The organism is Thermomonas paludicola, from assembly GCF_024498955.1.
Classification (GTDB): domain Bacteria; phylum Pseudomonadota; class Gammaproteobacteria; order Xanthomonadales; family Xanthomonadaceae; genus Thermomonas; species Thermomonas paludicola.
Map to the genome: position 1 here is coordinate 436860 of NZ_CP093311.1, position 21404 is coordinate 458263.

Here is a 21404-nt window from a genome sequence, read left to right on the forward strand (position 1 = left end):
GGAAGCGCGGCTTATGCCACGGCGCGCTTGCCGCTTTCGGCGTGGGTGTCGTAGTAGCTGGCGGCGCGCAGCTCGTGGGCGTCGAAGTCGTCCACCGTGATCGTGTCCAGGGTGATCGCATGCAGCTCTTCCAGCTGCTTGCGCTCGTCGGCGGTGATCCAGCCCTCGCGCACGCCTTCGTCCAGCTGCGAGGCGAAGTCCAGCGCTTCGATGTCCTTGGTCTTCAGCGCCTTCAGGAACTTGCGCTCCACCGGCTCGGCCAGAATGGCTTTCGCCAGATAGCTGTTGATGCGGCCACCGGGGTTGTGCTCGCCCGGGGTCAGGAACACGCCGCTGGCGAGGCGCTCGCGCGCTTCGTTGGGGGTCATCAGCAGCATGGCCACGCGATGGCTGAGGCGGTCGCCCGGGGCGACGGCGCGGCGGCCCAGCGGGAACACCAGCGGCCACAGCAACCAGCCCAGCGGCTTGATCGGGAAGTTGCGCAGCGCCTGCGACAGCGCCAGCTCGATCTCGTAGGCGCTGTTGTGGAACGCCCAGGCCAGCAGCGGCTTGTCGGCGTCCGGGCAGCCTTCGTCGTGATGCCGCTTGAGCACCGCGCCCATCATGTACAGGTGGCTGAGCACGTCGCCGAGCCGGCCGGACAGCGACTCCTTGAACTTCAGCCGGCCGCCCAGCGCGCCCAGCGACACGTCGGTCAGCAACGCGAGGTTGGCAGCGTAACGATTGAGCTTGCGGAAGAATTTCCTGGTGTACGCATCGCCCGGCACTGCGCCGATGCTGGCCCCGGTCAGGCCAAACCAGACCGAGCGCACGGCGTTGGACATCGCGCCGCCGACGTGCGCGTACAGCGCGCCGTCCAGCGCCGCCAGCCCGGCCTTCGCATCCGGATCCTGCGCCGCCCGCATCTCCTTGAGGATGTACGGATGGCAGAGGATCGAGCCCTGGCCGAAGATCAGCAGGCTGCGGGTCATGATGTTGGCGCCTTCCACCGTGATCGCGATGGGCGCCGCCTGCCACGAGCGGCCGGCGAAGTTGCGCGGGCCCAGGATGATGCCCTTGCCGCCGATGACGTCCATCACGTCCTTGGCGATTTCGCGGGCCGCATTGGTGCAGTGGTACTTGGCGATGGCGGATGGCACCGATGGCACGTCGCCGCGATCCACCGCCGCCGCCGTGGCCTGCGACAGCGCACTGATCGCATAGGCCTTGCCGCCGATCCGCGCCAGCGCTTCTTCCACGCCTTCAAAGCGACCGATCGACAGCCCGAACTGCTTGCGGATGCGCGCATAGGCGCCGGTGACCACGGCCCCCGACTTGGCGCCGCCGCTGGCGGTGGAGGGCAGGGTGATCGAGCGCCCCACGGCCAGACATTCGTTGAGCATGTTCCAGCCCTTGCCGGCCATTTCGACGCCGCCGATCAGCTGGCTGAGCGGGATGAACACATCCTTGCCGCGCACCGGCCCGTTCTGGAACGGCGAGTTCAGCGGGAAGTGGCGGCGGCCGACATCGACGCCGGGGGTGTCGCTGGGCAGCAGCGCCAGGGTGATGCCGATGTCGCGGGTGTCGCCCAGCAGGCCGTCCGGATCGTACATGCGGAAGGCCATGCCGATCAGCGTGGAGACCGGCGCAAGGGTGATGTAGCGCTTGTCGAACGTCAGCCGCAGGCCCAGCACGTGCGCGCCGTTCCACTCGCCCTTGCAGACGATGCCGAAGTCGGGGATCGAGGTCGCATCCGAGCCGGCGAACGGGCCGGTCAGGCCGAAGCAGGGCACTTCCTGGCCGATCGCCAGCCGCGGCAGGTAATAGTCCTTCTGTTCCTGCGTGCCGTAGTGGTTGATCAACTCGCCGGGGCCCAGCGAGTTGGGCACGCCGACGGTGGCGCTGACCACGCTGGAGATCGAGGCGATCTTCTGGATCACCTTGTGGTGGGCCAGCGCGGAGAAGCCCAGGCCGCCGTACTGCTTCGGAATGATCATCCCGAAGAATTTGTTCTGCTTGATGAAGTCCCACAGCTCCGGCGGCAGGTCGGCGTGGACGTGGGTGATTTCCCAGTCGTTGATGCGCTTGCACAGCTCTTCCACCGGACCGTCGAGAAAGGCTTGTTCTTCCGCGCTCAGCTGCGGCTTCGGATAGGCCAGCAGCTTGTTCCAGTCGGGCTTGCCGGAAAACAGGTCGCCCTCGAAGCCGACCGAGCCGGTTTCCAGTGCGATCTTCTCGGTCTGTGACAGCGGCGGCAGCGCCTTGCGCAGGAAGCCCAGCGCCGGCGCGGTCAGCAGCGGCTTGCGGATGGCCGGAACCAGCAGTGGCACGGCGAGCACGGCTACCAGCACGGCGGCAATGGCGGTTGCCATCGGGTTGCTGCCCAGCAGCCAGCAGGCCACCAGCAGGGTGGCGGTGACAGCAGCCCAAACGGCGAGCCGCAGCCGGTGATAGGCGGCGAAGGCGGCAACAACGAAAATGGCGATGAAAGGCAGGACGACGCTCATGTTGGTGCTCCCGGGAATACGGCAATCTTGGGGAGGCAGGCATTGCGCACGCAGGGCGCCTTGCTTACCATACGGCCTAGTATGGCGAATGCGCGGTGTCTGTCAACGCGCAAAACAGAGTGAAAACTCAGCATACTGCCACCCACCGATACCGTATGGAACGAGCGCAGCGATGACCGAGTCTGCACCCCGCAGTGGGCGCCTGAGTGCCGAGGACTGGGCGCGTGAGGCGTTGGACCAGATTTCAGAGCAGGGGGTGGCGTCGGTGGCAGTGGAGCCGCTGGCCCGCCGGCTGGGCGTGACCAAGGGCAGTTTCTACTGGCATTTCCCGTCCCGTGATGCACTGCTGCAGGCAGCGCTGGAGCGGTGGGAGCGCGACGAACAAACCGCCTATGTCGCGCTGGAGTCGATCAGCGACGCCACCGAGCGCCTGCGCACCCTGTTCAAGCTGATCGCGCACCACAACAAGACTCACATCATTTATTCGGAGCTGCTCAAGGCAGCGGGGCATCCCGCGGTGGATGCGGTGCTTGGCCACGTGCTTGAGCGCCGCACCGGCTTCCTGTTTGCCTCGTTCCGCCAGGCCGGGTTGAGCCAGAAGGATGCGCTCAACCGCGCGCGCATGACATATGCGATGTATGTCGGCTTCCTGCAGCTGGAACTGCCGAAGTTCCAGAACCGGCAGCCGCTGGATGGCTTCGATGGCTACATCGAACACATGATGGTGACGCTCATCCCGCGTGACTGAGCGCCGCTGCGCGCCCCACGGCGACGGCGTGTCGCCGGCTGCAATCGATTTCAATCAACGCCCGCGCCGGGCAAGGACCTTTGATTCATGACCAGCAAACTCGACCGCTTGAACGAATGGGTGGCGGATGTAGCGCGCCTCACCCGCCCCGCCGTCATCCACTGGTGCGATGGCAGCGACGCGGAGAGCGCAGCACTGCGCGAGCAGATGCTTGCCGATGGCACGCTGATCGAGCTCAACCAGCAGACGCATCCGGGCAGCTATCTGCATCGCTCGCATCCGGATGACGTGGCGCGCGTCGAGCACCTGACCTTCGTGTGCACGCCCGAGCGCGAGGATGCCGGACCCAACAACCACTGGATGGCGCCGGCAGACGCCCACGCCAGGATCGATGCGCTGTTCGACGGCTGCATGCAGGGGCGCACGATGTACGTCATCCCCTACTGCATGGGGCCGATCGATTCCCCGCTGTCGCGCTGCGGCGTGGAGATCACCGACAGCCCCTATGTGGTCGCCAACATGCGGATCATGACCCGCATGGGCGTGCCGGCGCTGGCGCGCATCGAGCGGGAAGGCAGCTTCGTCAAGGGGCTGCATTCCATCGGCGAGCTCGACCCCGAGCGCCGCCTGATCATGCACTTCCCGGAAGAGCTGGCCATCAAGTCCTACGGCTCCGGTTACGGCGGCAACGCGCTGCTGGGCAAGAAGTGCCATGCACTGCGCATCGCCAGCCATCAGGCGCGCCAGGAAGGTTGGCTGGCCGAACACATGCTGATCCTCGGCATCGAAAACCCGCAGGGCCAGACCCACTACATCGCCGCCGCGTTCCCGTCGGCCTGCGGCAAGACCAACCTGGCGATGCTGATTCCACCCGAAGGCTATCGCCGGGATGGCTGGAAGGTGTGGACGATCGGCGATGACATCTGCTGGATGCGGCCGGGCGCCGATGGCCGCCTGTACGCCATCAACCCGGAAGCCGGCTTCTTTGGCGTGGCCCCCGGCACCTCGGCCAAGTCCAACGCCAATGCACTGGCGTCGATTCAATCCAACACCATCTTCACCAACGTCGGCATCACCGCCGACCAGCAGCCGTGGTGGGAAGGCATCGACAACGGGCTGGCGCCGGTGACCGACTGGCGCGGCGAGCCCTTCGATTCCGCCAAGCGCCCCGCGGCGCACCCCAACTCGCGCTTCACCGTCAGCGCGAAGCAGTGCCCGTCCTACTCGGACATGGCCGAAGATGCGCAGGGCGTTCCGATTTCCGCCATCGTCTTCGGTGGCCGCCGCGCCTCGCTGGTGCCGTTGGTGTTCGAAGCGCGCGACTGGACGCACGGCGTGCTGGTGGGTGCGGCCATGGGCTCGGAAACCACGGCGGCGGCCACTGGCGCGGTGGGCGTGATGCGCCGCGACCCGATGGCGATGAAGCCGTTCTGCGGCTACAACTTCGCCGACTACTTCGGCCATTGGCTGTCGTTCGACCAGCCGGGCGCGCAACTGCCCAAGGTCTTCCACGTCAATTGGTTCCGCAAGGGCGAGAACGGCAAGTTCCTGTGGCCTGGCTTCGGCGACAACCTGCGCGTGCTGGAGTGGATGATCCAGCGCGTGGAAGGCCGCGCCGCCGCGACCGAGACCCCGATTGGCCATCTGCCGACGGCGGATGACCTCAATCTTGATGGGGTGGCGCTGTCCGACGAAGCGCGCGAAACGCTGTTTGGCTTCGAGCACGCAGGTTGGCAGGCCGAATTCGCCGGCATCGGTGAGTACCTGGCCGAGTACGGCCCGCGGCTGCCGCAAGCCCTGCTGGACGAACAGCGGCGGATCGCAGCGGCACTGGCCTGACTGGCGCATCGCATCCCGAAGCAAGCAAGCCCCGGCGGATGCCGGGGCTTGCTTGCGTTCAGGAGGGCAAGGCTTCGCGCGCACCGGCCAGGCAGGAGTTGCAGGCGAAACTGAATGCGCCGATCGCAACCTGAATGCGGACTTAGGGGCTTGTTAAATAATTGTTGACTGCTCTATAGTCGGCGGGTCAGGCCGACACAGGCCGGGCGTACTCGTAACTTTTTAGTCACTTTCGTCCCTATGGGGGTTACACAATGGCTTCTACTCATCTGTCCAAAGGCTTGAAGCGCAGTGCGCTTGCAATTGCCTTGGGTCTTTGCTTCGTCGGCGGCGTGCAGGCGCAGAGCACCTCGGGCGATATCGCCGGTAATGTGCCTGCTGCCAGCGGCGGCAAGGTCGTCCTGAAAAGTTCGACCACCGGCGTGACCCGCGAATATCCGGTCGATGCTTCCGGTCGTTTCCGCATCCCGGCCCTGCCGACCGGCGGCTATGATCTGACCTTGTCCGACGGTACAACGTCGCACGTCAACGTGGTGGCGGGCCAGACCGTCAACGCGACGTTCGGCGCCGCGTCCTCAGGCACTGCAACCACCCTGGATGCGGTTACCGTCCTGGGCGGTTCGATCAACGCGATCGACCTGCAGAGCACCGAGACGCGCACCACCTTCGTGGCTGAGCAGTTGAACAGCCTGCCGGTTGCCCGTGACGTCACCAGCGTCTCGCTGCTGACCCCCGGTACGGCTGCCAGTTCCAACTATTTCGGCAATGCCTCCTTCGGTGGCGCATCGGCTGCGGAAAACAGCTATTACGTCAACGGTTTCAACGTCACCAACCTGTATGACATCCTGTCGTTCTCGGAAGTGCCGTTCCAAGCCATCGACCAGTTGGACGTTCAGACCGGCGGCTACGGCGCGCGTTATGGGTTCTCCACCGGTGGCGTGACCAGCGTCAACGTCAAGCGTGGTACCAATGAGTTCAAGGGCGGCATCAGCTACACCCTGACTCCGAACTCGCTGCGCGAGCAGGCCGATCCGGTGTCCTTGAACAACGGCACCATCTGGCGCAGCTACGACCAGAATGAATCCAACTCCAGCAACCTGAGCATCTGGGGCGGTGGTCCGATCGTCAAGGACAAGCTGTTCTTCTTCGCGCTGATGTCCTACAGCAAGTCCGATTCCACCACGTATGGTGGCCGTGGTGCGGGTCGCGCCGGTGGTACTCCCACCAGTCCGCTTCCGTACACCACTTCCGGCTCGTCAACCGCGAACGACTACAACTCGACCCAGCCGTACTGGCTGCTGAAGCTCGACTGGTATCTGAACGACAGCAACCACATCGAGTACACGGGCTTTGATAACACCCGCAAGTCGAGGTACAACAACTACAGTGCGCTGTACAGCAGCACTGCGATGGACGCTACGATCAAGAAAACCAAGTACCGTGGCGATGACGTGATGCAGAATGGCGGGCATAGCGATATTTTCAAGTGGACCAGCTACCTGACCGACAACCTGACCATGGCGCTCCAGTGGGGCCGCATGGACAACACCAATTCGGCTCACACCATTGATCCGAATGGCGTGGAGAACTATTACTACGGCGACGTCACTCAGCCGCCAAGCTGCCCGTATGTGTATGACTACCGTGACGCAGCTCCTCAGTTCGGTGGACAGTTGGCGGGTACCTGCGCGACTGGTAGTTCCGTGGATATCACCGGCGGTTACAACAAGCGCGACGCTAGTCGCATCGACTTTGAGTGGCAGCTGGGTACCCACAAGGTAAGCTTCGGCTACAGTGACGAAAAGTGGAATTCCCGCCAAGGTAGTATTTCGGACGTCTACTATTTTGGCGAAGACTACAATCTGCTGGATCCGACTGCAGTGAACGACACGCTGCCGCAGGATGGCACCCTTGTCCTTGATCACGTTTACTTCGCTACCGGTGGCAATGTTCAAATCAACCAGAAGTCCTGGTATCTGGAAGACAACTGGAACATCACCGACAACTTCATGCTGTACGCCGGTATCCGCAACGACTCGTTCGAAAACAAGAACAGCACGGGCGCCACGTTCGTGAAGCAGGACAATATCTGGCAGCCGCGTCTCGGCTTTGCTTGGGATATCCTGGGTAACGGCGACAGCAAGCTGTACGGTACGGTCGGTCGCTATGCGCTGCCGATCGCGGCGAACGTCTCGCTGCGTGCCGCATCGAAGTCTTACTACACCGAAAATGTATCTGTGTGGGACGGTACGTATAACCCTGCCAACGGCGTGCCGAATCTGGGTAGCTTCTATCACGGCGGCATTTACAATGCGGTGTATAATGGTGAAGACGGCAGCGTGCCTGATCCCAATGCCGTGGCCAGCAAGGGCCTGAAGCCCTACACGCAGGATGAGTTCATCCTTGGCTATCAGCAGTTGCTGCACTCTGACAATGCGTTCTTGGACGGTTGGCAGCTGGGCGTGAAGGCGACTTACCGCAAGGTGGTCAACGCCATTGATGACACCTGCGACGTTCGTGCTGTTTACAATGCGGCAGTGGCTGCTAGTTACAGCGTCAGCAACTGGAAGAATCAGTGGACTTCCCCCGGCGGCATTCCCGGCTGCTACATGTACAACCCGGGAAGCGATCTGCACCTCACTCTTGATGTGAATGTTGACGGCCATGTCCGTGACATCACCGTCAAGGCGGCCGACTTGGGTCCGAAGGCTGAGCGTACCTACAAGGCCGTCACGTTCAGCGCCGAAAAGACGACTGACAAGTGGAGCATCAACGCGACCTACACTTGGTCGAAGCTGTACGGCAACCTGGAAGGTTTGGTCAAGAGTACCAATGGTCAGGATGACACTGGCACCACCTCTGACTTCGACTTCAAGGAAATCATGTACGGTTCCACCGGCGATTTGTTCAACGATCACCGTCACAGCATCAAGGTGTATGGCAGCTACAAGTTCAGCCCGGAATGGGAAATGGGCTTCAACGTGCTCGCGCAGTCCGGTTCGCCGATCTCCTGCTTGGGTGGCGGTATGGGTACGTTTGGTACCCAGTATGGGTACGCCGGCGTGTTTCATGCCTGCGACCCTGCTAACACCAGTGCCGTCACGCCGGTCGGAGCAGCTGGTCGTACGCCGTGGACCATCACGGTCAGCCCGAACATGATCTATCGTCCCAACTCGCTGCCGGGCCTGAGCATGCAGGTCAGTGTGTTGAACCTGTTTAACAAGGTTGTTTCCGTGCAGGACTTCGAGACCACCTACGGCGTCACCGCTGCCGGCCAGGTTCGGAATTACTACAACTACGGTCAGCCGAAGTTCTTCAACACCCCGCGTTATGTGCGCTTCCAGGTGCAGTACGACTTCTGATAACTCTGCACCATTGCTTCACCTCGATGCCGGCGCGAAAGCGCCGGCATCTTTTTTTGCGTAAGGGCCTTAAACCCAAAGTCTTGATGCAGCATCCCACCCGGTATGCTGATGTCCACCATGCCCATGCCGCAGGTTCCCGAAACGCGTTCCATTGCGGACGAAGACGCCGTGCTGGCGCGCCGCGCCGCGTCGGCCGATGTTGCCGCGTTCGAGCAGCTTTACCGCCGGCATCATCGTCGCGTGCATGGGGTGATCGTGCGGTTGGTCGGGCAGGCCGGCGCGCGCGCCGAGGATCTGACCCAGGAGGCGTTTGTGCGTGCCTGGCAGGCGCTGCCGTCTTTCCGCTTCGAGAGCGCGGTGTCCACCTGGCTGCATCGCCTGGCGGCCAATACCGCGTTGATGGAGCTGCGCGCGCGGCGCAGCCGGCCGTGGCCGGAAGATGATGACGAGGCGCTGGAGTCGGTGGCCACGCCGGATACCGCCGGCCGCGCCATGCTGGGCCGTGAACTGGATCGCGCGGTGGCCAGCCTGCCGCCGCGCGCGCGCGCGGTGCTGGTGCTGCATGACGTGGAAGGCTGGAAGCACGAAGAGATTGCCGCCGAACTTGGCATGGCGGTGGGCAGTTCCAAGGCACAGCTGCATCGCGCGCGCGGGTTGTTGCGCGCACGGATTGGAGAGGCGACATGAATCAACAAGGCGGCATGGGCGAGGCGGAGTTGCGGATGGCGCTGCGCGGCTTGCGTCGGGAGATGGAGCCTGGCCACGACCTGTGGCCGGGCATTGCGGCGCGCCTTCAGGGACAACCGCAGAACGTGGCGCCGCGCAGGCGTCGGCGCTGGCCGCTGGCGTGGGCAGCGGCAGTGCTGCTGGCGCTGGGCGTTGCCTGGCAGGGCAACGCGCCGCAGACGGTACAGCCGGCACCCGCACATCCACTGCGCGTGACGACCGTGACGCCATTGCCGAAGGAAGCCGAAACGCTGACCGTGCATTACCAGGCGGCGCGGCGTGAACTGGATGTGCATCCGGCGCCTGCCAGCTGGCAGGCAGGTCTTGCCGCGCTGGATCACAGTGCGGATCAAATCCTGGTGGCGTTGCGCCAGAACCCTGACTCACCGTTGCTGCTGGAGCAGCTGCGGCAGATCTATGCCCGCCGGATCGCGCTCTCGCGCCGTGCGCTTTTTGCTTGAGGGAAACCAAGATGCGAATGTTTGCGAAACTCCTGCCACTGGCACTGCTGGGCGCTTGCGCGCTGCCGGTCATTGCCGGCACACCGATCAGCCAGACACGGCCGCTGGATGCGCGCGGCCGGGTCGAGATCGAGAACGTCAAGGGACGGGTGCAGGTGCTGGCCTGGGATCGCCCCGAGGTCAGGCTGGGCGGCACATTGGGGGCCGGCGTGGAAAAACTCTCGGTCGAGGGCGATGGCCGCGTGTTGCGCATCAAGGTCAAGTATCCCGCGCGGGGGCACAACGCCGAACCGAGCGATCTGGTGGTGCAGATGCCGCTGCTGGCCGATCTGGAAGTGGACACCGTTTCGGCTGACATCAACGTGCAGGGCCTGGCCTCGCGCGAGTTGGCGCTGGAGTCGGTAAGCGGTGACATCATCGCCAACGGTGCGCCGCGACTGGGCAAGATGACCTCGGTCAGCGGCGACATCCGGCTGGCAATGAACAGCCCCGAGCTGCACGTGGATACGGTCAGCGGGCAGCTGACCGTGCAGGGGCGCTTGAATGGCGAGCTATCGCTGGAAAGCGTGTCCGGCGATATTCGCCTGAACACGCTGGGCGAGCGCGTGCGCGAGCTGTCGGCCAGTACCGTCTCGGGCGACATGGATCTTGGCGTGGGGTTGGCCGAGGATGGGGAAATCCGGACGGAAAGCGTCAGCGGTGACCTGCGCCTGCGCTTGCCCGCTGCGCTGTCCGCCGATGTCTCCGCGGAAAGCTTCAGCGGTGATCTTGCTGCGCCAGGCGCCCGGATCAAGAAAGAGGCGTTCGGGCCTGGCTCCAGCTTCCGCGTGCGCTATGGCGCCGGCAAGGGAAACATCCGCATCGAAACCTTCTCTGGCGATGCCCGGCTGAGCCTGCCCTGAGTCAGTGCCGCCGGACATGCAAAGGCCGCATCCTGGTGCGGCCTTCTGCTTTCCGATGCGGGCCTGGGGACGCGTGATTCAAAGGTCTTGTTGGTAGCGCACGTAAGGCGTGGTGCCATCGTCGCCTTGAGCACCCTTCAGCGAGAACGGGTTCTTGCCGCGGGTGACCACGTTGTCGGCGCCGACGCTGAGCTGGCCGTTCCATGGGGTGCGCCACGTCAGCCCGAGGCCGAGGCCTTTCCAGACGTCGCTTTCTCCGGGGACATTGACCACGCGGCCAACGATATTGGCGCCAAAGTTCCCGTATCCGCCGCTGATGTTCAGGCTGCGGGTGTTCCACTGGTCGGCGAACTGCGGCACATCGGTGGCCGGCACCAGGCGGGCGCGGGCGACCGTTCCACCCACGCTGACGAAACCGTCGCGGCCGATGTTTTTCTCGGCAAACAGCGAAAAATCGTTCTGGCTGTAGCGTGCGCCACCCAGCTGGCCGGGCGACAGCCAAGCCGGCAGGGTGTCACGCCCCTTGCCGATGTTCAGCCCGAACTTGCCACCGTCGCGGCCCAGATTGACCCCCGCGCTTGCGTGCCGGCTGATGTTGCCGGCTTTGTCGCTTTCCACCGAGGCGAGAACGCAATTGCTGGCCAGCTGGCCGATGGCCGGCGCCATGCCGCCGTGGCGATCGCACAGCAGGGCCAGCGAGTCGCCTGACTGCAGGCCGTAAGTCGCTTCCAATGTCGTCTTGCCGAAGCGCCAGCGTGCGCCGGTGCCCGTGGACGAGGTGGCCGGCTCCAGCATCAGCACCGCTTCCAGCTTGCCGCTGTCCTTGTTCAGGATCGGCACCATTTTCGCGTCGCCATGCCTGACCGTTTTTGCCTTTGTTTGCGCATGCGCGTGACCGCTGGCGAAGGCCAGGGCGAGCACGGCAACAGCAATGGGCAGCGGGCGCAGCGTCATGGTGAATCGATTGACCAAGCCGAGGGGGCGAAGTTCCCGCAGGACGGGGACATCCAGACTAGTGGATTTATGATTATTTAACAATATGCGGCGAGCTGGATTTGCGAGCCGCGTCGCAATCCGCCGGCTTATTGCAGGCCGGGTGCGGCCGCGTGCGCGCTGGCGGCCCGTGCGAACAGCGCGGCCACCTGGCCGGCGTCAAAACGGTAGTCCTGACCGCAGAACTCGCACAGGATTTCGGCCTGGCCAGAGCCAGCGGCCACCGCAGCATCGGCTTCCGCGCGCCCCAGCGACACCAGCATGGCTTCCACCCGCGCGGGCGAGCACGAGCAGGCGAAGCGCAGCGGCTTTTCGCCAACCAGTTCCGGAACTTCCTCGTGGAACAACCGGTGGACCAGCTCGGCTGGCGGCAGCGCCAGCAGCTCATCGCCGCCAAGGGTGTCAAACAGCGCGCTGGCGCGCCGGAAGCCGTCCTCGTCGCCCTCTTCGCCCGGGAGCTTTTGCAGCAGCAGTCCTGCGGCGCTCTGCGCGTTGCAGGCCAGCAGCAGCCGGGTGGGCAATTGCTCGGACTGGCGGAAATAATCCTCGAAGGCCAGGTCCAGGCGAGTGGCGTGCAGGCCCACCAGCCCCTGGTAGCGCACCGGTTCTGCGCCGCCCAGCGATGGGTTTTCGATGGTGATGGCCAGCAGCGCGTCTTCGCCCAGCGCGTGCAGGTTGCGCGATAGTGGCGCGCTGGCGTTTTCATTCAGGCGGACGATGCCGCGCAGGGTGCCGGCGGCGGTGCACTCGGTGAACAGGGTACTGATGGCCCCCTGGCTGCGCAGCTGCACCGACAGCCGGCCATCGACCTTGGCGTGGCCGGTGAACAGCGCCGCCGCCGCCGCGGCTTCGCCCAGCAATTCGCTGGCTGCGGGGGGGTAGCTGGCGCGGCTGGCGATGGCTTGCCAGGTCTCGTCCAGATGCACGGCAACGCCGCGCACGCCGGCGGTGGGGAGCAGGAAGCGCAGTTGGGTGTCGTGGGCTTGGGTCATGTGGATACCGTGGAGCTGCAGGCTTGCGGATAATGCGCGGGCACGCAAGGGGAAGGGAACGATGGATGATGTAATGGGGGGCTTGGGGATGGATCGCAAGGCAGCAGTGCATGAGTGATGGAAAATGGAAGCGCCGCTTGCGCGGCTGGTGGTGGAAGTTGCCGCTGCTGTTCGTGGGGTTGAGCGTGACCCAGGTGCTGCTGCTGCGTTTTTTCGCGCCGCCGTTGTCCACCTTCATGCTGGCCAGGCAACTGGATGCACTGCTGGCTGGCGATACCAAGTTCCGCATTGCGCAGGACTGGCGCAGTCTGCGTGCGATTTCGCCGAACCTGCCGCTGGCGCTGGTGGCGGCGGAAGACCAGAACTTCCCCACCCATCACGGGTTCGACTTTTCGGCCATCGAGAAGGCGCAGGCGCACAACGAGAAAATGATCGCGCGTGCGGAAAAGCGCGGAACGCCGGTACGCCGGCTGCGCGGCGCCAGCACCATCAGCCAGCAGACCGCCAAGAACCTGTTCCTGTGGCAGGGGCATGGTGCAACCCGCTGGCTGCGCAAGGGACTGGAAGTCTGGTACACGGCGCTGATCGAGGCGCTGTGGCCGAAGCGAAGAATTCTGGAGATGTACGTCAATTTCGCCGAATTCGGCGACGGGACCTATGGTGCGCAGGCGGCATCCCGGCGGTTTTTCGGCAAGGATGCGTCGCGGTTGAACGCCAGCGAGGCGGCGCGGCTGGCGGCGGTGCTGCCCAGCCCGAAGCGTTACAGCGCAGCCAAGCCTGGTGCCTACGTGCAGCGCCGCGCCAATGCCATCCAGCGGCAGATGGGCGCGTTGGGCGGCCCCGGCTATCTGCGCGCGCTGGATTGAACGGCATACTTCGCGCATGTCCGAAATCGCGCCTGAGCATCGTTGCCTGACCCTGGTCATCGCCGCCTACAACGAGGCGGATGCCCTGTTGCCGCTGCAGCCGCGCCTGCGTGCGGCGCTGGATCAGGCCGAACGCGAGGGTCTGCAGGCGCGCGTCCTGCTGGTGGATGACGGCAGCCGCGACGGGACGTGGGCGGTGTTGCAGCGCTTTGCGCAGGAGGATGCGCGGGTGGCCCTGCTGCGGCTGTCGCGCAATTTCGGCAAGGAGGCGGCGCTGACCGCAGGGCTGGATCGCGTCGAGCGCGGCGCCGCGCTGATTCTGGATGCCGACGGGCAGGACCCGCCGGAACTGTTGCCGCAGTTCGTCGCCAAGTGGAAACAGGGCTTTGACGACGTGCACGGCACCCGCATCGCCCGCGACGGCGACGGCGTGTTCAGGCGCGCCAGCGCGCATGGCTTCTACCGCCTGATTGGCCGGCTGTCGAAGACGCCGGTGCCGCGCGACACCGGCGATTTCCGCCTGCTGTCGCCGCGCGCGCTGGCGGCGCTGCGGCAGCTGCGCGAACGCCACCGCTTCATGAAGGGGCTGTTCGGCTGGATCGGGTTCAACCACGCCTCGATTCCCTATCACCGCGACGCACGCACCGCCGGGCGCAGCAAATTCAACGCGTGGAAGCTGTGGAATTTTGCGCTGGAAGGCATCACCAGTTTCTCCACCGCGCCGCTGCGGCTGGCGACCTACGCGGGGCTGCTCACCGCGGTGTTCGCGTTTGGCTATGGCAGCTGGGTGATCGTGAAGGCCCTGCTGTGGGGCAACCGGGTGGCCGGTTGGCCGTCGCTGATGGCGGTGGTGCTGTTCCTGGGCGGCGTGCAGCTGATGGCACTGGGTTTGATCGGCGAATACCTTGGGCGGTTGTACGAGGAAGCCAAGCAGCGGCCGCTGTATCTGGTGGATGCCTGGCAGCCTGCAAACGGGGTATTCTCGGGGCAGCATCACCAGCCACAAGAGGCCTGCCATGCGCACGGTACGACAGCTGTTGGAAGCGAAACCGGCTGAAATCATCTCGATCGGGCCGGATGCGCCGGTCATCGATGCCATTCGCCTGATGGGCGAGCGCGGGATTGGCGCGCTGCTGGTGATGGAAGGCCCCCGCTTGATCGGGATCCTGTCGGAGCGCGATTACGCGCGCAAGATCGTGCTCAAGGGGCGCTCGTCGAAGGACACGCCGGTCCGCGACATCATGACGGCGCAGGTGCAGACGGTGGCGCCGCAGGACAGTACCGAGCACTGCATGGCGCTGGTGACCAACAGCCGCATCCGCCACCTGCCGGTGCTGGAAGGCGACAGCGTGATCGGGGTGCTGTCGATCGGTGACCTGGTCAAGGCGGTGATCGAGCTGCAGCGGCAGGACATCGACCAGCTGCAGCGCTATATCGCGTCGTAGCCACCGCCGCCGGTTTGCCGCTGCCCCAGAACGCGAGCGCGATCAGCCGGTCGCGCTCGCCTGCGTGTGTTCGCGCGTGGCCAGGAACTGCACCGCCGGCGCGCGTTCCTGCGCCAACTGCAGGTTGATCCGGCTGGGCGCCAGATACACCAGTTCGCCGGCGGCATCGATGGCCAGATTCAGTGCGTTCTTTTCGCGGAACTCCTCCAGCTTCTTCGCGTCGCTGCAGCGGATCCAGCGCGCAGTGGCCACCTGCACCGGCTCGAAGGTCGCTTCCACGCCGTACTCGTCCTTCAGCCGGTAGGCGGCCACGTCGAACTGCAGCACGCCCACCGCGCCGAGGATCAAATCGTTGGACATCAGCGGCTTGAAGAACTGGGTCGCGCCTTCTTCCGACAGTTGCGCCAAGCCCTTCTGCAACTGCTTGAGCTTGAGCGGATCGCGCAGCCGCGCGCGACGGAACAGCTCCGGCGCGAAGCTGGGGATGCCGGTGAACGACACGACTTCGCCTTCGGTGAAGGTATCGCCGATGGAGATGGTGCCGTGGTTGTGGATGCCGATCACGTCGCCGGGGAAGGCGCTTTCCGCGATTTCACGGTCCGAGGCCATGAAGGTCAGGGCATTGGCCAGCTTCATTTCCTTGCCGGTGCGCACGTGCAGGGTTTTCATGCCGGCGCTGAACTTGCCGGAGCACACGCGCATGAACGCCACCCGGTCGCGGTGCATCGGATCCATGTTGGCCTGGATCTTGAAGACGAAGCCGGTCAACTTCGATTCGCCGGGTTCCACGTCGCGGGTCGTGGTGGCGCGGGCGCGCGGTGCCGGCGCGTATTCGACGAAGAAATCCAGCAGCGGCTGCACGCCGAAGTTGTTGACGCCGGAGCCGAAGAAGACCGGCGACTGCTTGCCGGCCAGATAGGCGGTGCGGTCGAACGGGTGCGAGGCACCCTGTACCAGTTCGAGCTGGTCGCGCACCTCGGCCAGCAGCTGCGGGCCGATGGCCGCGGCCACGCCCGGATCGTCCAGCGAGGGGAAGATGGTGGAGTCCTGGCGGGTGAAGTTGCGGCCCGGCTCGTACAGGTGCACCTCGCCGCTGAGCAGGTGAACCACGCCCTTCAGGCGCTGGCCCATGCCGATCGGCCAGGTCACCGGCGCGCACTGGATGCCGAGCACCGATTCGATTTCGTCCAGCAGCTCGACCGGGTCCTTGCCCTCGCGATCCAGCTTGTTGACGAAGGTCATGATCGGCGTGTCGCGCAGGCGGCACACCTCCATCAGCTTGATGGTGCGTTCTTCCACGCCCTTGGCGACGTCGATCACCATCAGCGCGCTGTCCACCGCGGTGAGCACGCGGTAGGTGTCCTCGCCGAAGTCGGCGTGGCCGGGCGTGTCCAGCAGGTTGACGATGCGGCCCTCGTAGGGGAACTGCATCACCGAGCTGGTGACCGAGATGCCGCGCTCCTTCTCCAGCGCCATCCAGTCGGACGTCGCGTGGCGGGCGGCCTTGCGGCCCTTCACCGAACCGGCCATCTGGATCGCGCCCCCGAACAGCAGCAGCTTTTCGGTGAGCGTGGTCTTGCCGGCGTCGGGGTGGGAAATGATGGCGAAGGTGCGGCGGCGCGCGGCTTCGGAGGCGACTTCTGACATTGCGCAATTATACCGGGGCGGGCAGCATGGCCGCAGACGAGGAGCTGTGCCCGATGGACGACACCCCGACTTACGCACTGGACGAGCAGGCGCAGCGCGCAGCGGGCCTGCCCGACGCCATCGGGCCCTACCGCATCCTCGGCCTGCTGGGCGAAGGCGCGATGGGCCGGGTCTATCTGGCGCACGAAACCCATCCGCCGCGCGACGTGGCGTTGAAGGTGATGCGTGGCCTCTCCGGCCATGCGCTGGAGCGCTTTCGTCGCGAAATCGACCTGCTCGGGCAACTGGAGCATCCGGGCATCGTGCGCCTGTATGCCGCCGGCGAGGATCTGGTGGGCGGATTGCCCTCGCCGTGGTTCGCCCTGGAAGTCGTGCGCGGACCGGATCTGCACGGCTATCTTGAACAAACCGCCCCCGACCTGCGCACCCGCATCGCGCTGCTGGCCAAGCTGGCCCGTGCGGTGGACTACGCGCATCGGCGCGGCATCGTGCATCGCGACCTGAAGCCTTCGAACATCCTGGTGGACGAGCACGGGCAACCCAAAATCCTGGATTTCGGCATCGCCCGCCTGCGCGGCGAGGAAGGCGGGCAGATGACCCAGGCCGGGCAGGTGATGGGCACCTTGCCCTACATGAGCCCGGAGCAGCTGGCCGGCAATGCGCGCGACGTGGATGCGCGCAGCGACGTGTATGCGCTGGGCGCAATCGGCTATGAACTGTTTTCGGGCCAGCTGCCGCATCCGCGATTGTCCACGGCCTCGCTGTTCGAAGCGCTGGACATCGTCCAGCGCGGGACGCCGGAGGCGTTGGGGCGGATCAACCGAAGCGCCCGTGGCGACCTCGACCTGGTGGTCATGAAAGCGCTGGCTGGCGAACCGGCGCAGCGCTATGACAGCGCGGTCGCCTTCGCCGACGACCTGGAGGCGGTGCTGGAGTCGCGCCCGATCCGCGCCCGTGCGCCCACGCGCGCCTATCGCACGTCGCGCTTCGTGCGTCGCAACCGTGCGCTGAGCGCGGCGCTGGCGGTGGTGTTCGTTTCACTGCTGGCGGCAACCGCCATCAGTACGCTGGCGGCGCGGCGCGCAACTGCGGCCCTGGCCGAGGCGCAGGCGCGGGCCAACGAGTTGGCGGCGGTGAACGGCTTCGTCGAAAACATGCTGACCGAGGCTGATCCGGAAATGGGCGGTTCCGCCGACATGCCGATGCGCCAAGTGCTGGAACGCGCTGAACAAACGTTGGGGGTGCACCGTGCTATTCCGCGCACTGATGGGCAGGTGGCCTTGTTGCTGGCGCGGACATGGAGTGGTCTGGGGGAAAGTCGCAAAGCCCAAGACTTACTGGATCGAGCGCAGCCCTGGTTGGACGCGGGCTTTGGGGCTGACAGTGCGGAGGCAATGGGAGCGAGGCTCACGCGGGCAGAAAACATGGCGCGTGCCGAAGATCCTGACGAGGCTTTGCGTCTGGCGCGCGACCTGGAGCAGCGGTTGGTGAAGGTTGACTTGCTTTGGGCGCAGGAAATGGCGTTCAAGGCCCGCATTTTGCGCGCACAGGAATTGGAGGCATTAGGGAGCGTCGATGAGGCGATTGCTCTTGATCGGCAACTGCTGGCCGACCCGGCGCTTGCCAAGCGGGTGGATCGAGCGGAAGTCACGGACGGTTTGCGCCACAACCTGGCATTCGCCCTGAATAATTCGGGCGGGTCTCTCGAGGCTGAAGGTTTGCTGCGAGCGACGTTGGCGTCGGAATCGGCACGTCTTGGGCCTGACCATCCGCAAACGCTTTACACCAAAAAGACACTGGGACAATCGCTGCATCGGCAGGGGCGCCTGCAGGAAGCGGTCAGCCTGTATGCGGAGGTCTATGCGAAGCGGCGGCAGCGCTACGGGGAAGACCACCTGCTAACCCTGAATTCCGGTTCGCAGCTGGCTGCCGCCTACAACAGCTTGAACCGGCCAGCCGAGGCAGAGCCGTTGCTGCGCCGTGCACTGGCCGTGCGTAAGACGCGAGGAGATGATGCTGGGCAGGGTGCGTTGGTCGATCGGGTCATGTTGGCCTCGACGCTGGCGAAGATGAAACGTTATGACGAAGCGATCGTGCTCGCGGATGAGGCGATTGCAATGGAGCTTGGTAAACCAAATCGGGATTCGGTGATGGCGCGTAACGTCAAGGCATCGGCGCTGTTGGACATGGGCAAGGCACTTGAGGCCAAGCGGTTGTGGGACGAGGCGATCCGACTGGCTGGTACGACGATGGCTGCTGACCACCCCAACTATTACGTTTTTGTGGCGAATTCGGCGCGTGGAGACATTGCATTGGGCGACCTGCAGACGGCGCGTCGCAAGTTGGAATTGGCATTGACGGCCCTGAAGAGCAAACAGGGGTCAAACCATCCGCGCACGCGCGAAACTGCGCAGCGGCTCGCTGAGACTTATGATCGCCTGGGAATGCAAGCCCAGGCAGCGGCGCTGCGCAGCGAGTTCCCGGTGGAGGTGAGGGAGTAGGCTTGGGGCATGCCCTGTTGGTGGCGCTGTCGCGGGTGTTGCGGACTGGGAGCGGGGCGCGGTTTTTTTCGGTCATTGCAACGTAAACTGCTGCCGAGAACGGGGTCTGAGCTCGTTCTGGGTCGATTCGAATTGACGGAAAAGGTGTCGACGTGCGCATAGTCATCGCCGGGGAAAATGCGGAGCGGGCCGCGGAGTTTGGCGCGCTGCTGGCCGATTTCGGGTTGGATTGGCAGATCGACTGGCTGCCGGCGGGTGCGCCGGTGGAGCCGGCGATGCCGGCGTTCGACGTGTTCGTGTGCGGCCTGCGGCCTGGGCCGATCGGCGGCCCGGAGCTGCTGGCGCGGGTGGCCGCGCTGTACCCGCAGGCGGTTCGCATCCTGCTGCTGGACCAGTCGCCCAACGAAGCCAGCGTGGATATCGCGCAGGGGCTGGACGGCGCGCACCGCGTGCTGGGGCGGCCGCTGGATCCGGCGGAATTGGTCGAGGCGGTGGAAAGCGTCATCGACTTGCGCCAACTGCTCGACAACGAGGCGCTCAAGCGCCTGCTGGGGCGCATCAATTCGCTGCCGCCGCCGCCCCGGCTGTACCTGCAGCTGACCCGGCTGCTGCGCGATCCTGATGCCAACAACGCGGCCATCGCCCAAGCGCTGTCGCAGGATCCGGCCATCGCCGCCAAAGTGCTGCGGCTGTGCAATTCCGCGTATTTCTCGGGTGGCCGCGAGATCAGCGACATGCGCTCGGCGGTGGTGCGGCTGGGTCACCAGGCCTTGCTGCGGATGGTGCTGACCATCGAGGCGTTTGGCGGCCTGAAGCTGGGCAGCGGCAAGGCGCGCGAAGAGATGCAGGATCGCGCGCTGCGGGCGTCCAACCTGGCCCGCAAGCTGCTCCCCGGGCCGAGCGCCGAACTGGCGGCGACCGCCAGCCTGCTGTCCGAGGTCGGCAAATTGCTGCCTGGCGTGGCGTCCGCTGAAAGCGAGGAAGAAGGCCCGAATTACGCCGAAGCTGGCGCCTACCTGATGGGGCTGTGGGGGTTGCCGATGCCACTGGTGGAGGCCGTGGCCTACCAGCGCCGGCCGAGTCAGCTGCGCTCCGGCGGGTTCTGGGTGACCGGTGCGGTGCATGTGGCGACGGCGCTGGTGGCGGGCGAGGAGCCGGACGAGGACTATCTGCGCTCGGTGGGCATGCTGGACAAATTGCCGCAATGGCGCGAGATGGTCGAGCCGTCAGCGCTGGACGAAGTTGCTTGATCGCTCGGCTCCGGCCCCGGCCCCGGCCTCGACTCCGGGCATGTGAAAACGAATGGATTGCAGCTGCATGCCGCGGTTGACCTGCACTGAAAAATGCAGGTGCGGCGCGGTGCTGTAGCCGGTATTGCCGGACAAACCGATGCGCTGGCCAGCCTGCACCTGCTGGCCGAGATGCACCTGTGTTCCCGCGTTGGCCAGATGCGCGTACAGCGCCATGCTGCCGTCCTCATGCAGGATGCGGATGAAGTTGGCGCGGCCGGCGTCGCGGGCGTAATCCAGGCCATGTTCGCGATAGCCATCCTGGATCTGCATCACGATGCCGGCGCGCGCGGCCAACACCGGCGTGCCGACTGCGGCGGCAAAATCCAGCGCATAGCGGTTTTCCGCATCCTGATGGCTGAATCCGCCATCGAAGCCTTGCTCCACGTGGTTTCCCGCCTGCTCACCGGGCAGCGGCAACAGATAGGCGACGTCCTGCGGCCTGGCATTGGAGCTGCCGGGCACGCCTTGGAGGCGCAAGCGCAGCCAGCCGTCGCGGCCTGCGGGCGGCTGCAGCCTGGCCAGCAGCGCGCTGCCGCCGGCAGGCACGCTGGCGCGTGCCGGCAGCGCGGGTTGGCTGGCCGGCGCCGGGCCGCCGGCCGCGTCCAGCTGAACTTCGATGGGGCCGGCCAATCGATTGTCGGCCCAGGCCAGGTACTCGCCATTGCCGGGTTCAATGCGCAGGCGCGCAATCGCGTCAGTGCTGTTTGCTGGCGGCGAGGAGCCGGCGCTGGCGACGCAGCACAGGCAGGCAAGCACGAGGATGAGGCAGGGGCGCATCGGCGCAGTATGCCGAATGTCGGCTTATGAAGATTGGTTATATAAATCGCTTCATCCGGATAAAGCGATTGACTAAAGCCCAGGCGATGCCCACACTTGCCCCATCCATCAAGACCGGCGGAGGGACAGGCCCTTTGATGCCGGGGCAACCAGACGGCGCGCGCAAGCGCGTTGGCGAGGTGCCAAATCCTGCGGGGACCTGAGCGTCTGCCGGAAGATGGTTGCGAGATCGCATCGGCGGTCCGTGACGCCGGCATCGTCGGCCTTCCAGCCCCTCCGCATGACTCCGATGGCCCCTCATCGCCGGAGTCCTGCCGTGAACCTAGCCGACCGCATCACGTTTTCCAGCCCATTCCCCGTGCGG

16 protein-coding genes and 1 riboswitch are annotated in these 21404 nt (G+C 65.1%); of the genes, 11 read left to right on the forward strand and 5 right to left on the reverse strand.

The window, feature by feature from the left end:
* Nucleotides 1–11 precede the first annotated feature (11 nt).
* Nucleotides 12–2486 (reverse strand): acyl-CoA dehydrogenase, encoded by a 2475-nt coding sequence (locus LIW09_RS01995; protein WP_256646311.1) that lies wholly within the window; start codon nt 2484–2486, stop codon nt 12–14.
* A 172-nt stretch (nt 2487–2658) separates the two neighbouring features.
* Here LIW09_RS01995 and LIW09_RS02000 point away from each other — a divergent pair, with 172 nt between their 5' ends.
* From LIW09_RS02000 to LIW09_RS02025, 6 genes are all read left to right on the forward strand, one after another.
* Nucleotides 2659–3234: a TetR/AcrR family transcriptional regulator gene (locus tag LIW09_RS02000; protein ID WP_256646312.1), complete on the forward strand. Its 576-nt coding sequence runs from the start codon at nt 2659–2661 to the stop codon at nt 3232–3234.
* Nucleotides 3235–3321: 87 nt separating this feature from the next.
* On the forward strand, nt 3322–5073 hold the full coding sequence (locus LIW09_RS02005; protein WP_256646313.1) for a phosphoenolpyruvate carboxykinase (GTP): 1752 nt from the start codon (nt 3322–3324) through the stop codon (nt 5071–5073).
* 254 nt (nt 5074–5327) lie between these two features.
* Nucleotides 5328–8435 carry a TonB-dependent receptor gene (locus LIW09_RS02010; RefSeq protein WP_256646314.1) on the forward strand — a complete coding sequence of 1036 codons (3108 nt, stop codon included), beginning with the start codon at nt 5328–5330 and terminating at the stop codon, nt 8433–8435.
* Between the two features lie 111 nt (nt 8436–8546).
* Complete coding sequence (locus LIW09_RS02015) at nt 8547–9125, forward strand: RNA polymerase sigma factor (RefSeq protein ID WP_425507905.1); 579 nt, start codon at nt 8547–8549, stop codon at nt 9123–9125.
* Nucleotides 9122–9625 carry a hypothetical protein gene (locus tag LIW09_RS02020; protein WP_256646316.1) on the forward strand — a complete coding sequence of 168 codons (504 nt, stop codon included), beginning with the start codon at nt 9122–9124 and terminating at the stop codon, nt 9623–9625. The genes LIW09_RS02015 and LIW09_RS02020 overlap by 4 nt, the downstream gene beginning before the upstream one ends.
* Before the next feature lie 17 nt (nt 9626–9642).
* Nucleotides 9643–10527, forward strand: coding sequence for a DUF4097 family beta strand repeat-containing protein (locus tag LIW09_RS02025; protein ID WP_256646317.1), 885 nt, complete (start codon nt 9643–9645; stop codon nt 10525–10527).
* Between the two features lie 78 nt (nt 10528–10605).
* Here LIW09_RS02025 and LIW09_RS02030 read toward each other — a convergent pair whose 3' ends face one another.
* Nucleotides 10606–11448: an XOO1806 family protein gene (locus LIW09_RS02030; RefSeq protein WP_256647122.1), complete on the reverse strand. Its 843-nt coding sequence runs from the start codon at nt 11446–11448 to the stop codon at nt 10606–10608.
* 161 nt (nt 11449–11609) lie between these two features.
* Nucleotides 11610–12512 (reverse strand): Hsp33 family molecular chaperone HslO, encoded by a 903-nt coding sequence (gene hslO, locus LIW09_RS02035; protein ID WP_338064826.1) that lies wholly within the window; start codon nt 12510–12512, stop codon nt 11610–11612.
* A 110-nt stretch (nt 12513–12622) separates the two neighbouring features.
* On the opposite strand from hslO, the gene mtgA reads away from it, so the two are divergent.
* Genes mtgA through LIW09_RS02050 form a run of 3 tightly spaced genes read left to right on the forward strand, consistent with a single transcriptional unit; the run spans nt 12623 to nt 14823 of the window.
* Nucleotides 12623–13378, forward strand: a complete 756-nt coding sequence (gene mtgA / locus LIW09_RS02040; protein WP_256646318.1) for a monofunctional biosynthetic peptidoglycan transglycosylase — start codon at nt 12623–12625, stop codon at nt 13376–13378.
* A 16-nt stretch (nt 13379–13394) separates the two neighbouring features.
* Entirely contained in the window at nt 13395–14435 is a 1041-nt protein-coding gene (locus LIW09_RS02045; protein ID WP_256646319.1) for a glycosyltransferase family 2 protein, read from the forward strand.
* A complete protein-coding gene (locus tag LIW09_RS02050; protein ID WP_256646320.1) occupies nt 14395–14823 on the forward strand; it encodes a CBS domain-containing protein in 429 nt (142 codons plus the stop codon). Before LIW09_RS02045 ends, LIW09_RS02050 begins: the two co-directional genes overlap by 41 nt.
* 42 nt (nt 14824–14865) lie before the next feature.
* Here LIW09_RS02050 and LIW09_RS02055 read toward each other — a convergent pair whose 3' ends face one another.
* Nucleotides 14866–16470, reverse strand: coding sequence for a peptide chain release factor 3 (locus tag LIW09_RS02055; RefSeq protein ID WP_256646321.1), 1605 nt, complete (start codon nt 16468–16470; stop codon nt 14866–14868).
* Between the two features lie 26 nt (nt 16471–16496).
* Here LIW09_RS02055 and LIW09_RS02060 point away from each other — a divergent pair, with 26 nt between their 5' ends.
* Nucleotides 16497–18971, forward strand: coding sequence for a serine/threonine-protein kinase (locus LIW09_RS02060; RefSeq protein ID WP_256646322.1), 2475 nt, complete (start codon nt 16497–16499; stop codon nt 18969–18971).
* Nucleotides 18972–19123: 152 nt separating this feature from the next.
* On the forward strand, nt 19124–20221 hold the full coding sequence (locus LIW09_RS02065; RefSeq protein WP_256646323.1) for an HDOD domain-containing protein: 1098 nt from the start codon (nt 19124–19126) through the stop codon (nt 20219–20221).
* On the opposite strand, the gene LIW09_RS02070 is transcribed toward LIW09_RS02065, so the two are convergent.
* Nucleotides 20198–21040 carry a M23 family metallopeptidase gene (locus LIW09_RS02070; protein ID WP_256646324.1) on the reverse strand — a complete coding sequence of 281 codons (843 nt, stop codon included), beginning with the start codon at nt 21038–21040 and terminating at the stop codon, nt 20198–20200. The two genes, LIW09_RS02065 and LIW09_RS02070, sit on opposite strands and share 24 nt — an antisense overlap.
* Before the next feature lie 102 nt (nt 21041–21142).
* A riboswitch (SAM riboswitch) is annotated at nt 21143–21264 on the forward strand.
* Nucleotides 21265–21404 lie beyond the last annotated feature (140 nt).

What these genes read in the sequence shown, in the direction of transcription:
- LIW09_RS01995 (WP_256646311.1), bottom strand. Translation starts at nt 2,486, where the DNA reads ATGAGCGTCGTCCTGCCTTTCATCGCCATTTTCGTTGTTGCCGCCTTC.
- LIW09_RS02000 (WP_256646312.1), top strand. Translation starts at nt 2,659, where the DNA reads ATGACCGAGTCTGCACCCCGCAGTGGGCGCCTGAGTGCCGAGGACTGG.
- LIW09_RS02005 (WP_256646313.1), top strand. Translation starts at nt 3,322, where the DNA reads ATGACCAGCAAACTCGACCGCTTGAACGAATGGGTGGCGGATGTAGCG.
- LIW09_RS02010 (WP_256646314.1), top strand. Translation starts at nt 5,328, where the DNA reads ATGGCTTCTACTCATCTGTCCAAAGGCTTGAAGCGCAGTGCGCTTGCA.
- LIW09_RS02015 (WP_425507905.1), top strand. Translation starts at nt 8,547, where the DNA reads ATGTCCACCATGCCCATGCCGCAGGTTCCCGAAACGCGTTCCATTGCG.
- LIW09_RS02020 (WP_256646316.1), top strand. Translation starts at nt 9,122, where the DNA reads ATGAATCAACAAGGCGGCATGGGCGAGGCGGAGTTGCGGATGGCGCTG.
- LIW09_RS02025 (WP_256646317.1), top strand. Translation starts at nt 9,643, where the DNA reads ATGTTTGCGAAACTCCTGCCACTGGCACTGCTGGGCGCTTGCGCGCTG.
- hslO (WP_338064826.1), bottom strand. Translation starts at nt 12,512, where the DNA reads ATGACCCAAGCCCACGACACCCAACTGCGCTTCCTGCTCCCCACCGCC.
- mtgA (WP_256646318.1), top strand. Translation starts at nt 12,623, where the DNA reads ATGAGTGATGGAAAATGGAAGCGCCGCTTGCGCGGCTGGTGGTGGAAG.
- LIW09_RS02045 (WP_256646319.1), top strand. Translation starts at nt 13,395, where the DNA reads ATGTCCGAAATCGCGCCTGAGCATCGTTGCCTGACCCTGGTCATCGCC.
- LIW09_RS02050 (WP_256646320.1), top strand. Translation starts at nt 14,395, where the DNA reads ATGCGCACGGTACGACAGCTGTTGGAAGCGAAACCGGCTGAAATCATC.
- LIW09_RS02055 (WP_256646321.1), bottom strand. Translation starts at nt 16,470, where the DNA reads ATGTCAGAAGTCGCCTCCGAAGCCGCGCGCCGCCGCACCTTCGCCATC.
- LIW09_RS02060 (WP_256646322.1), top strand. Translation starts at nt 16,497, where the DNA reads ATGGCCGCAGACGAGGAGCTGTGCCCGATGGACGACACCCCGACTTAC.
- LIW09_RS02070 (WP_256646324.1), bottom strand. Translation starts at nt 21,040, where the DNA reads ATGCGCCCCTGCCTCATCCTCGTGCTTGCCTGCCTGTGCTGCGTCGCC.